The following is a 12544-nucleotide window of genomic DNA, read 5'->3' as shown; positions in this document are numbered from 1 at the left end:
CCGTCCCGTACGGCGGAACGTTGGTATACAGGCACGAACATTCCGACGAGGAAGGCACGGCCGCCGCACGTGAGGGACACACGAGAGAGCCGGCTGCTCCTGGTGCTGCTGATCGCCATCGCATTCGCCCTGATCACGGTGGATATCCGCGGTGGCGAGGAGTCGCCGGTGGACGGAGCACGGCAGGCCGCCGCCACGGTCTTCGGTCCGGTCGAGAACGGCGTCTCGGCGGCGGTGGACCCGGTGGGCAACGCCATCGGCGCCGTACGGGACTCCGGTGACCGGCACGACCGGATCGCGGCCCTGGAGCACGAGAACGCCGCGCTGAAGACGAGGCTCGGCAGCGACGACCGCAACACCAGCAAGGTCCGCCAGCTCGACAGCATGCTGAAGACCGCCGGAGCCGGCCAGTACGGCATCAAGGCCGCCCAGGTCATCGCCATAGGAGCGGCCCAGGGCTTCTCCTGGACCATCACCATCGACGCGGGGGCGAACGACGGCCTGAAGCGCGACATGACCGTACTCAACGGCGAAGGGCTCGTCGGCCGGGTCACCACCGTCGGCCCGAACACCGCGACCGTCCTGCTGGCCAACGACCCGGACTTCACCGTCGGCACCCGGATGGAGAAGACCGACGAGCTCGGTTTCGCCACCGGCCAGGGATCCCGGCCGCTGTCGGTCCAGTTCCTCAACGGCAAGGCCGACGTGAAGAAGGGCGACCGGCTGGTCACCTTCGGGTCCAGCAAGGACAAGCCCTTCGTCCCCGGCGTGCCGGTCGGCGAGGTGGTCCGCGTCGACCCGTCCGGCGGAGACCTCACCCGGACCGTCTTCGTCCGCCCGTACGTCGGCTTCACCAAGCTCGACGTCGTGGGCATCGTCGTCCAGGCGCCCCGCGAGGACCCCCGCGACATGGTTCTGCCCGCGCAGCCCAAGAAGCCGGAGAAGCCCAAGCCCACCCCGACCGTCACCGTCACCGTCCAGCCGAACGGCGACCTCGTCGACGGCAGCGGAAAGGTCGTCGGGAACGTCAACGAGAAACCCGACGCCTCCGCCTCACCGGGCGCGTCCCCGGACGCCCCCGGCGACGCCGGTACGGCCGCCGGTGACACGGCGAACGAGCAGGAATAGAGCTGACGTCATGCGCTTGAACAGGATCCTGCTCTCCGTCGCCCTGGTCGTGGTCGCCCTCGTCATCCAGGTCTCCGTCCTCGCCCGCCTGCAACTGCCCGGGGCCACCCCCGACCTGCTGCTCCTCGTCGTCCTCGGACTCGCCTTCGTGTACGGACCGGTCAGCGGCGCCCTCATCGGCTTCGGCGCGGGCCTCCTCGCGGACCTGGCGCCGCCCGCCGACCACGCCGCCGGGCGCTACGCCCTGGTGCTCTGTGTCATCGGCTACCTCGCCGGAATGGCCCGCCCCGAGAAGGGCCAGCTCAAGTCGGCGTTCGCCCCGATGGCCTTCGTCGTCGCCGCGGCGCTCGGATCGACCCTGCTGTACGCCGGTGTCGGCGCGCTCGTCGGCGACACGGCGGCCCGTCATGTGGGCCTGGGCAGCCTGCTGTTCACCGCCGTGGTGTACGACCTGCTGCTGGCGCCGTTCACCGTTCCGCTGATCATGGCGCTCGCCAGACGCACCGAGAACGACCCGGTCGCCGACAGTTCCGGCAGCGGTGACGTCGCCGCGGGCTGGCTTGCCACCGGCACCGGGCTGCGGATCGGCAGTCAGCGGAACGGAATGCGCCTGCGGGCCGCCCGCAGCCGCGCCGCACGCGCAGGAAGGATCAAGGGGGTCAAGCGACTGTGAGGCCGTCTTCTCCCGGGGGCGACCCCCGTATCCCCGGCCGACCCACCAGCACCGGGGGGACCTCGTGACCAACATCCCGGAGACGGGCCGGACCCAGCGGGTCCAGATCCGCCTCGTCGTCATCCAGGTCCTCGTCTTCTCCCTGCTCCTGACGCTCGGCGGCCGGCTCTGGTACCTCCAGATCCGCAACGGGCAGGAGTACACCGACGAGGCCAAGAACAACCACGTCCAGCAGGTCGTGCAGCCCGCCGTCCGTGGTGCCATCCTCGACGCCCGCGGTGTCCCCCTCGCCGACAACGAGACCCGACTCGTCGTCTCCGCCAGCCGCACCGAGCTGATGAAGATGAAGGACGACGGCGTCGCCGTCCTCACCCGGCTGGCCGGCGTCCTCGACATGAAGCCCAAGGACGTCCAGGACAAGGTCCGGCTCTGCGACGCCAAGACCCCGCAGCCCTGCTGGAACGGCTCGCCCTACCAGCCGATCCCCGTCACCGACGAGGCCACCACCCAGCAGGCCCTCACGATCCGTGAGCGCGCGGAGGACTTCCCCGGCATCACGGCCGAACCCACCGCCGTACGCCGCTACGCCGCGCCCGGCAAGGCCAACACCGCCCAGGTCCTCGGCTACCTCTCGCCCGTCACCGACGAAGAGGTCACCAAGGCGCAGGACACCGACTCGCCCTACCTCCGCTCCGACCAGGTCGGCCGCTCCGGCCTGGAGCGCACCTACGACAAGGAACTGCGCGGCAAGGCCGGCGTCACCCGCTACGAGGTCGACAACCTCGGCCGCGTCATCGGCGAGGCGCAGAACGACGAGGCCCAGCCCGGTTCCAGCGTCGTCACCTCCATCGACGCCCGGGTCCAGGCCGTAGCCGAGTACGAGCTCAACAACGCGATGGAGACGGCCCGCAAGGAGATGGACCGCAACACCAACGAGCTGTACAAGGCGGACTCCGGTGCCGTCGTGGTCATGGAGTCCAAGACCGGCCGCATCGTGTCCATGGCGTCCCTGCCGACATACGACCCCAACGCCTGGATCGGCGGCATCTCCGCCAAGGACTACGCGAAGCTCACCGGGAAGAAGTCCAACTTCCCGCTGCTGAACCGGGCCATCCAGGGCACCGCCGCACCCGGGTCGATCTTCAAGGTCATCTCCTCGACCGCCGCGGTCAACGCCGGATACGACTTCGACGGGAACTACCCCTGCCCGAGCTCGTACTCCATCGGCGGCCAGGTCTTCAAGAACTTCGAGTCCCAGGGCTACGGCAGCATCAACCTCGGGCGCGCCCTCGAGGTCTCCTGCGACACCGTCTACTACGGCCTGGCCCACAAGGAGTGGGCGAAGGACGGCGGCAACAAGCCGAAGAAGAAGCCGGCGGACTGGTTCTACAGGACGGCCCACCAGTTCGGGCTCGGCAAGGAGACCGGCATCGACCTCCCCAACGAGGTCGCCGGCCGTGTCCCCGACCGCCAGTGGAAGCAGGACTTCTACGACGCCAACAAGGCGGCCTGGTGCAAGCAGGGCAAGAAGGACGGCACGTACGTCGAGAAGATCGCGTACGAAGGCTGCATCGAGGGCAACAAGATGCGCGCCGGTGACTCCGTCAACTACTCGATCGGCCAGGGCGACACGCTCGTCACCCCGATCCAGATGGCGACCATCTACGCCGCGATCTCCAACGGCGGCACCCTGTACGACCCGACCGTCGGCAAGGCGGTCGTCAGCGGCGACGGCAAGGACGTCCAGGAGATCGCGCCCCGGGCCCACGGCAAGCTGCCCTTCACGGGAGACACGCGCGACAAGATAGACGCAGCCCTCGCGGGTGTCGCGACCCGGGGCAGCGCCGCCTGGCGCTTCGGAGGATGGCCCCAGGACAAGATCCCGATGCACGCCAAGACGGGCACGGCGGAGGTCCACGGCAAGCAGACGACCTCCTGGTTCGCCTCGTACACCAAGGACTACACGATCGTCATGACGATCTCCCAGGGTGGTACGGGCTCCGGCGCCTCCGGCCCCGCCGTGCGCAACATCTACAACGCGCTGTACGGACTCGACCCGAGTGGCAAGCAGGACATCAAGAAGGCGCTGCTGCCCACGCCCCAGAAGACCCTGCCCAAGATCAAGCCGGACGGCCAGATCGAGTCGCCCAAGATCAGGCCGTACACCCCCGCGCCCGTCGACGACGGCACCCAGGCGCTCGCGGGCGCCCTGCCCGCGACCGTCGGGAGGCGCGACTGATGGCAGGTTTCTCAGTCTCGCGCTACGGCCCCGAGGACCGCTCCGTCTGGGCCAGGCTCACCGCCCGCGACTCCGTCGTGCGGCGGCTGGACTGGCCCCTGCTCGGATCGGCCCTCGCGCTGTCCTTCGTCGGCTCGCTGCTGGTCTGGTCGGCGACCCGTAACCGCGAGTCACTCACGCACGGCGATCCCTACTACTTCCTCTTCCGGCACGCGCTCAACACCGGCATCGGCCTCGCGCTGATGATCGGCACGATCTGGCTCGGGCACCGCACCCTGCGGGGAGCGGTGCCGGTCCTCTACGGGCTGTCGGTCCTGCTCGTCCTCGCGGTCCTCACCCCCCTGGGCGCGACCGTCAACGGCGCGCACGCCTGGATCCTGCTGCCCGGCGGCTTCTCGCTCCAGCCCTCGGAGTTCACCAAGATCACGATCATCCTGGGCATGGCGATGCTGCTCGCCGCCCGGGTCGACGCGGGCGACCAGCTCCACCCGGACCACCGGACCGTCGCCAAGGCCCTCGGCCTGGCGCTGGTCCCGATGGCCGTCGTCATGCTGATGCCCGACCTCGGCTCCGTGATGGTCATGGCCGTCATCGTGCTCGGCGTGCTCCTCGCCTCCGGCGCGTCCAACCGCTGGGTCTTCGGGCTCCTCGGCGCGGGCGCGGCGGGGGCGGTGGCCGTCTGGCAGCTAGGTGTCCTGGACGACTACCAGATCGCCCGTTTCGCGGCCTTCGCCAACCCGGCGCTCGACCCGGCCGGCGTCGGCTACAACACCAACCAGGCGCGCATCGCGATCGGCTCCGGCGGACTCACCGGCACCGGGCTCTTCAACGGCTCGCAGACGACGGGCCAGTTCGTCCCCGAGCAGCAGACCGACTTCGTCTTCACCGTCGCGGGCGAGGAACTCGGCTTCCTCGGAGCCGGTCTGATCATCGTCCTGCTCGGCGTCGTCCTGTGGCGCGCCTGCCGCATCGCCCGCGGAACGACCGAGCTGTACGGGACGATCGTGGCCGCCGGCATCATCGCCTGGTTCGCCTTCCAGTCCTTCGAGAACATCGGGATGACGCTCGGGATCATGCCGGTGGCCGGTCTCCCGCTGCCGTTCGTGTCCTACGGGGGCTCGTCGATGTTCGCCGTCTGGGTGGCCGTAGGACTGCTCCAGTCGATCAAGGTGCAGCGGCCGATGTCGGCCTGAGCGGACGGGCCGTCCGGCACCGGCCGGTCGGCCCGGCTCCGTCCTGCATATCCCGGGGCATCGCGGATAGGTTCGTCATATGGCGGACTCGAAGCGTGAGATCGAGCGGAAGTACGAAGCACCTCCGGAGACCGGGCTGCCCGACCTGACCCGTGCGGCCGGGGTCTCCGCGGTCGTCCACCGGGGACTCAGCGAACTGGACGCCGTCTACTACGACACCGAGGACCTCCGGCTGGCCTCGGACGCGCTGACGCTGCGCCGCAGAACAGGCGGGGACGACGCCGGGTGGCACCTCAAGCTCCCCGTCTCCGCCGGCGTCCGTGACGAGATCCGGGCCCCGCTCACCGACTCCCTGCCGCCCGAGCTCGGCGAGCTGCTCCGCTCCCGGGTGCGGAACGCGGCGGTGACCCCCGTCGTCCGGATCTTCTCCGCCCGGGACGTCCACCACCTCCTCGACGAGGACGGAGCCCTGCTCGCCGAGCTGAGCGTCGACGAGGTCCTCGCGGAGCGGCTCACCGAGGACGGGCACGGCACCACGGCGGCGTGGACCGAGCTGGAGGTCGAGCTGGCCGACGACGCCGACCCCGCCCTCCTGGACGCCGTCGAGCGGCGGCTGCGCAAGGCAGGTGTGCGGCCCTCGGCGGCACCGTCCAAGCTGGCCAGGGCGCTGGCCGAGACCGCTCCGGGGAAGCCGCCGGCGAAGAAGACGAAGGCCAAGGAGAAGGCGAAGGCGAAGACCAAGGAGAAGGCCAAGGCGAATTCCCCGCGGACCGCGGGCGACCATGTGCTCGCCTACGTACGCCGCCAGGTCACGGCCCTCGTCGAGCTGGACCCCGCCGTACGCCGCGGCCTGCCCGACAGCGTGCACCGCATGCGGGTCGCCACCCGCCGGCTGCGAAGCGCCTTCAGGACGCACCGCAAGGTGCTCGACCGGACTGTCACCGATCCCCTCCGCGCCGAGCTGAAGTGGCTCGCCGCAGAGCTCGGGGTCGACCGTGACGAGGAAGTCCTCGGCGAACGGCTCCGCTCCGACGTCGCCGGGCTGCCCGACACCCTCCTCCTGGGGCCCGTGAGCGCCCGGCTGACCCTCACCTCCGTCGCCAGGCGCACCGGTTCACGGCGACGGGTCGCCTCCGTGCTCGACACGGAGCGCTACCTGGCCCTGCTGGACTCCCTGGACGCCCTCCTCGCCGGGCCGCCCCTGCTCCCCGGAGCCGCGCGGCCGCCGCGGGACGTCCTGCCCCGCGCCGTGCTCAAGGACTACGAACGCCTCGCCACCCGCGTCGGGCACGCCCTGGACCAGCAGCCCGGGACGGAACGCGACGTGGCCATGCACGAAGCGCGCAAGGCCGCCAAACGCGTCCGGTACGCCGCGGAGGCCGCCAGGCCGGCGCTGGGCAAGCCGGCCAAGAAGTTCGCCGAACGGATGAAGTCCGTGCAGTCGGTCCTCGGCGACCACCAGGACAGCGTCGTGGCCAGGGAGGCCCTGCGCACCCTGGCGGTCCAGGCCCACGGCGCGGGGGAGTCCGCCTTCACCTGGGGCCTTCTGTACGGGCAGGAGGAGGCCGCCGCGGCGGCACGGGAACGCGAGCTGCCCGGGGTCTGGGCGCGCGCGTCCCGTCCGAAACTGCGCGCGGCGTTGAAAGGCTGAGCACCGGGTTACGCTTGATGGTCACCCCTGCCAGCTACGAAGGTCCTCAGATGTCTGCCGAGTCGGTCTTCCCACAGCTCGAAGCTCTGCTCCCGCATGTGCAGAAGCCCATTCAGTATGTCGGCGGTGAGCTGAACTCCACCGTCAAACCGTGGGACGAATGCGACGTCCGCTGGGCACTCATGTACCCGGACGCCTACGAGGTCGGGCTGCCCAACCAGGGCGTCATGATCCTGTACGAGGTGCTCAACGAGCGCGAGGGCGTCCTCGCCGAGCGCACGTACAGCGTGTGGCCCGACCTCGAGGAGCTGATGCGCGAGCACGAGGTGCCCCAGTTCACCGTGGACAGCCACCGCCCCGTCGGCGCCTTCGACGTGTTCGGTCTCAGCTTCTCCACCGAGCTCGGCTACACCAACATGCTCACGGCCCTGGACCTCGCGGGCATCCCGCTGGAGTCCAAGGACCGCACCGTCGACCACCCGATCGTGCTGGCGGGCGGCCACGCCGCGTTCAACCCCGAGCCGATCGCGGACTTCATCGACTGCGCGGTCATCGGCGACGGCGAGCAGGCCGTCCTGGAGATCACCGAGATCATCCGCGCCTGGAAGGCCGAGGGCCGGCCCGGAGGCCGCGAGGAGGTGCTGTTCCGTCTCGCGAGGACGGGCGGCGTCTACGTCCCCGGCTTCTACGACGTCGAGTACCTCCCCGACGGCCGTATCGGCCGCGTCGTGCCCAACAAGTCGGGCGTGCCGTGGCGTGTCTCCAAGCACACCGTCATGGACCTCGACGAATGGCCGTATCCCAAGCAGCCGCTCGTCCCCCTCGCCGAGACCGTGCACGAGCGGATGTCCGTGGAGATCTTCCGCGGCTGCACCCGCGGCTGCCGTTTCTGCCAGGCCGGCATGATCACGCGCCCCGTGCGGGAGCGAAGCATCACCGGCATCGGCGAGATGGTGGAGAAGGGGCTCAAGGCCACCGGCTTCGAGGAGGTCGGCCTCCTGTCGCTCTCCTCCGCGGACCACAGCGAGATCGGTGACATCGCCAAGGGTCTCGCCGACCGCTACACGGACGACAAGATCGGGCTCTCGCTGCCCTCCACGCGCGTCGACGCGTTCAACGTGGACCTGGCCAACGAGCTGACCCGCAACGGCCGCAGGTCCGGCCTCACCTTCGCCCCCGAGGGCGGCTCCGAGCGCATGCGCAAGGTCATCAACAAGATGGTCTCGGAAGAGGACCTGATCCGCACGGTCGCCACCGCGTACGGCAACGGCTGGCGCCAGGTGAAGCTGTACTTCATGTGCGGCCTGCCCACCGAGACCGACGAGGACGTCCTCCAGATCGGCGACATGGCGGTCAACGTCATCGCCAAGGGCCGTGAGGTCTCCGGACAGAACGACATCCGCTGCACCGTCTCCATCGGCGGCTTCGTGCCCAAGCCGCACACCCCCTTCCAGTGGGCCCCGCAGCTCAGCGCCGAGGCCACCGACGCCCGGCTGAAGAAGCTCCGGGACAAGATCCGCGACGACAAGAAGTACGGCCGTTCCATCGGCTTCCGCTACCACGACGGCAAGCCCGGCATCGTCGAGGGCCTGCTCTCCCGCGGTGACCGCCGGGTCGGTGCGGTCATCCGCGAGGTCTACGAGGCCGGCGGCCGCTTCGACGGCTGGCGCGAGCACTTCAGCTACGACCTCTGGATGAGGAGCGCGGAGAAGGCGCTCCCGGCCTTCGGCGTCGACGTCGACTGGTACACCACCCGTGAGCGGACGTACGAGGAGGTCCTGCCCTGGGACCACCTGGACTCCGGTCTCGACAAGGACTGGCTCTGGGAGGACTGGCAGGACTCCCTCGACGAGACCGAGGTCGAGGACTGCCGCTGGACGCCCTGCTTCGACTGCGGCGTGTGCCCGCAGCTCGACCTGGACATCCAGATCGGCCCCACCGGCAAGAAGCTCCTGCCGCTCACAGTGGTGAAGTGACTTCGCCCTCGTACGAGTGACAGCCGTTCCCGCCCCGCCCGGCCTCCGCCGGGCGGGGCGGACCGCTGTCAGGGCAGCGCGCCCCCTTCCGGACCGCCCGTCGCGCTCCGGCGAACGGCGTAGCGGTGTCAGGGAACGCTCACCAAGATCAATAACCTGACGTCCGGCGCGCTTGTGCGCCGGCCCCACGGAGAAGGTCTTACGGAGAAGGCGAGCGCACCCGGTGAAACTCCCGACGTTGCAGTCCATGGCCTGGCTCACCGCGGCCACCGCGCTGCTGACCGTGCTCGGCGCCGCCCCCGCCGGCGCGGACGGCGCATGGCACAGGACCGGCGGCGACGTCCGCAGCGGTGTCAGCGGCCTCGCGTACGAAGGTCCCACCGGGGACGGGACCGGGGTGACCGCGCTCGTCGTGCACGACAACAAGAGGTCCGGGCAGCAGCGGATCTCCCGGATCACCCACACGGCGGACTCCGACGACATCTCCCCGGTCATCTGGGACGGACCGGAGCCCGTGGACCTCGAAGCCATCGAGGGCATCCCGGGGACGCCGGGGGAGTATATGGCGCTCACCGCCCGAGGCATCCTCTACCGGCTGGAGGTCACCGGGTCGACCGCCACGGTCGTCGACCACTCGCCGCTCCCGTCGATCGGCGAGGGCGACGACTTCGAGAGCTTCGCGCTGGTCGCACGGAACGGGAAACTGGCCGCCCTGTGGGCCGACCGGGGAGCGGGTGACGGCCGACCCGCCACGCTGTACGCGGCGCCCCTCACCTTCGCCTCGTGGGGGCAGCCCCAGTTCGGCGCCGTGACCAGCCGGGCCTACCGTGCGGCCCACCCGGCCGACGCCGGCACCCGTCACATCTCCGACATCACGGTGACCGGCTCGGGCCGGATCCTCGTGAGTTCGGCCGCGGACGCGGGTGACGACGGCCCGTTCGACTCCGCGGTGAGCGAAGCGGGCAGGATCGGCGTCCCGGCCGGCGGCGCGGTGCGGGTCACGCTCGCGACCGCCCCGGCCGTGCTCGGCACCTTCCCCCGGTACAAGATCGAAGCGGTGGAGTGCCTGCCGGCGTCGGCCGACGCGCTCCTCGGCACCGACGACGAGAACCTCGGCGGGTCCGTGCGGGCCATGGCCCTCTGCTGAGTTCTTCCCCGCCGGGAAACCCTGGGGAGGCTCTTCGCGTCCCTAACGGCATGGACCTCGACAAGCACCGCACGCCCGCGCCGTACGAAGGCGGAGAAGGCTGCCTGACGACCCTCGTCAGGATCCCCGTGAGGATCGTGGTGCTCGTCCTGGTCCTGCCGGTCCGGATGCTCTGGGACCTTCTCGTCGCGGGAGGCCGTCTCGCGGAACGGGTGCTGCTGCGCCCCCTCGGACGGGCGCTGGAGTGGCTGTACGACCAGGTGCTCGTCCCGGTCGGAAGGGCGCTCGCCTGGCTGACCGTGGCCCTTCTCGTATGGCCGTGGGTGGGCCTGTGGCGCCACGTCGTCGTCCCGGTCGTCCGGTACGGGGTCGTCGTCCCGCTGGTGTGGCTCTACGGAGCCGTACTCACCCCGGCCGGACACGGGCTGCGGTGGGTGTACGCCGAGCTGCTCGTCCCGGCGGTCACCGGACTCGTCACCTTCCTCCTGGTGTGGCCCGCCGTCGGCGTGTGGCGGTACGTCCTCAAGCCGCTCGGTATCGCGGTGGACCGGCTGGTCACGTACCTGGTCGTGCTGCCGCTCGTGTGGATCCACCGGCACGTGCTGACCCCGCTGGGACAGGGCATCGCGTGGACGCTCCTGATGGCCGGAAAGGGGATCGCCGCTGCCGGCCGGGGGCTCTGGACCGCCGTCGTGTGGCTGGTCATGACCCTGCTCGTGCTGCCGATCGCCTGGGTGTACCGCCGGATCCTCGCGCCCGTGGGCCGGGAGGTCGCGGCCGCCTTCGGTGTCGCCTGGCGGATCGCCGGGTTCATCTCCCGCGCCGTCGGCCGGGCCCTGGCCTGGCTGGCGTGGCACCTGGTCGGTGCGCCGGTGACCTGGGTCTACCGTGCCGTGTGCACGCCGGTCGGGCACTTCGTGCGCGACGTCGCCTGGGCCCCCGTCAAGCGGGCCGCTCTGGAGGCCGGTCGCGCGGCCCGCGGCGCGCTCGCCTCGGCCCGCGCGACCCTCCGCACGGCCCGCAGGGACGCGTGGCGCGCCCTGGTGGGACCACCGCAGGTCACGGACGCGCGGGAACTCGAAGGGTCCGCTGCGCGTACCCTGGGTAGGACAACGACTGTCCCCAGCGCGGCGCCCGCACCAGAGATCTCCCTGCTTGCCGACAAAACCGTCAAGCGGGGGTGAGCCGGAGCGGCACCCCGGGGCACCCCGTACTTCGTGGGCGGCACGCCACCGCGGCCGCCCCGCACCGAGGAGAAGAACCACTGGGCAAGCGACAGCCCGAAGGCCCGCCGCCCGCACCGGCGGTGCAGCGCATCCGACTGCGCTACACCAAGCGGGGCCGCCTCCGGTTCACCAGCCACAGAGACTTCCAGCGTGCCTTCGAGCGGGCGCTGCGCCGCTCCGAGGTGCCGATGGCCTACTCGGCCGGCTTCACCCCGCACCCGAAGGTGTCGTACGCCAACGCCGCCCCCACGGGCACGGGCAGCGAGGCCGAGTTCCTGGAGATCGCCCTCACCGAGGCGCGGGACCCGGACACACTGCGCAGGCTGCTCGACGCGTCGATGCCCGAGGGCCTCGACGTCATCGACGCGGTGGAGGCCCGTACGTCGGGCCTCGCGGACCGGCTGACCGCCTCCGTATGGGAGATGCGGCTGGACGGGGTCACCGTCGAGGACGCCGAGAAGGCCGTCGCCGCATTCCTGGGCGCGGAGACCGTGGAGGTCCAGCGCCGCGCGAAGAACGGCATGCGGACCTTCGACGCCCGTGCGGCGGTCGCCGGTCTTCAGGCCCTTGATCCACAGCCTGATAGGTCCGGGGAGAGGCCCTGTGCGATACTGCGGCTGGTAGTGCGGCACTTGACACCTGCCGTGCGACCCGACGACGTCCTGTCCGGTCTCCAAGCTGTGGCCGACCTGAAGCCGCCGGTCCCCGCAGCGGTGACCAGGCTGGCGCAGGGGCTCTTCGACGAGGAGTCCGGCACGGTGACCGACCCGCTCGCGCCTGACCGCGAGGCAGCCCCGGCCGTTCCCACGGCCGATCCGGCAGCCGCCGCGACGGCGCCGGAAGGTGCAGGTTCCGCGTAAGGCGGTCGTTGTAGCGCAGCCCTCGGACCCGGGAGCCACCTGGGTCGGGCCGCGCACCGCCCCATAAGACTTTCGCCAGGCCGTGCGTACGCGTACGGAACCGGCGAGCCAGACATCAGCTCCCGTGCGGCGCCCGCGCCCCGGACGGCGGTATCGCGCACATCACGCGAATCGCGTCGGACCGGAACAAGGCGTGGCGCCCGGGAGCGCGACGGGAGAACCGCCCGCATGCACGAGCCGAACGAACCCGGTAACACCGGAAACCCCGTGAACACGGAGGACAACAACGCCCCCGGGGACAAGCTGCCGCCGCGCCGCAGGCGCCGCGCGGCGTCCCGGCCCGCCGGCCCGCCGTCGGGCGCGCCGGGCGCGTCCACCGCCGAGGACGTCACTCCGGCCGCACCGGCCGCCTCCGCCGAGCCCGCCGCCGAGGCCGCACCGCCCGCGCGCG

10 protein-coding genes are annotated in these 12544 nt (G+C 71.0%); all 10 read left to right on the top strand.

From position 1 onward, the window contains the following. Positions 1 to 69 precede the first annotated feature (69 nt). Positions 70 to 1128 carry a rod shape-determining protein MreC gene (gene mreC, locus ACZ32T_RS04105; RefSeq protein ID WP_467262668.1) on the top strand — a complete coding sequence of 353 codons (1059 nt, stop codon included), beginning with the start codon at positions 70 to 72 and terminating at the stop codon, positions 1126 to 1128. 10 nt (positions 1129 to 1138) lie between these two features. Beyond that, positions 1139 to 1801: a rod shape-determining protein MreD gene (gene mreD, locus ACZ32T_RS04100; RefSeq protein WP_467262667.1), complete on the top strand. Its 663-nt coding sequence runs from the start codon at positions 1139 to 1141 to the stop codon at positions 1799 to 1801. A gap of 64 nt (positions 1802 to 1865) precedes the next feature. Beyond that, positions 1866 to 4040, top strand: coding sequence for a penicillin-binding protein 2 (gene mrdA, locus ACZ32T_RS04095; protein ID WP_467365219.1), 2175 nt, complete (start codon positions 1866 to 1868; stop codon positions 4038 to 4040). Then, on the top strand, positions 4040 to 5233 hold the full coding sequence (gene rodA / locus ACZ32T_RS04090; RefSeq protein WP_467262664.1) for a rod shape-determining protein RodA: 1194 nt from the start codon (positions 4040 to 4042) through the stop codon (positions 5231 to 5233). The genes mrdA and rodA overlap by 1 nt, the downstream gene beginning before the upstream one ends. 79 nt (positions 5234 to 5312) lie before the next feature. Beyond that, positions 5313 to 6884, top strand: a complete 1572-nt coding sequence (locus ACZ32T_RS04085) for a CYTH and CHAD domain-containing protein (RefSeq protein WP_467262662.1) — start codon at positions 5313 to 5315, stop codon at positions 6882 to 6884. 50 nt (positions 6885 to 6934) lie between these two features. Beyond that, complete coding sequence (locus tag ACZ32T_RS04080) at positions 6935 to 8860, top strand: TIGR03960 family B12-binding radical SAM protein (RefSeq protein WP_467262661.1); 1926 nt, start codon at positions 6935 to 6937, stop codon at positions 8858 to 8860. Positions 8861 to 9107: 247 nt separating this feature from the next. After that, positions 9108 to 10007, top strand: a complete 900-nt coding sequence (locus ACZ32T_RS04075; RefSeq protein WP_467365218.1) for an SdiA-regulated/phytase-like domain-containing protein — start codon at positions 9108 to 9110, stop codon at positions 10005 to 10007. A 50-nt stretch (positions 10008 to 10057) separates the two neighbouring features. Next, the gene (locus ACZ32T_RS04070; protein WP_467365216.1) at positions 10058 to 11191 is read left to right on the top strand and encodes a hypothetical protein; all 1134 of its coding nucleotides are present in this window, start codon (positions 10058 to 10060) and stop codon (positions 11189 to 11191) included. 122 nt (positions 11192 to 11313) lie between these two features. Next, positions 11314 to 12093 (top strand): TIGR03936 family radical SAM-associated protein, encoded by a 780-nt coding sequence (locus tag ACZ32T_RS04065; protein WP_467262657.1) that lies wholly within the window; start codon positions 11314 to 11316, stop codon positions 12091 to 12093. A 228-nt stretch (positions 12094 to 12321) separates the two neighbouring features. Beyond that, a partial coding sequence (locus tag ACZ32T_RS04060; RefSeq protein ID WP_467365214.1) for a hypothetical protein occupies positions 12322 to 12544 on the top strand: 223 nt, incomplete at its 3' end.

Source organism: Streptomyces sp. NPDC023573, assembly GCF_055559735.1.
The sequence above is the reverse complement of the archived record's forward strand: the minus strand, read 5'-3'. Positions and strand labels throughout refer to the sequence as shown.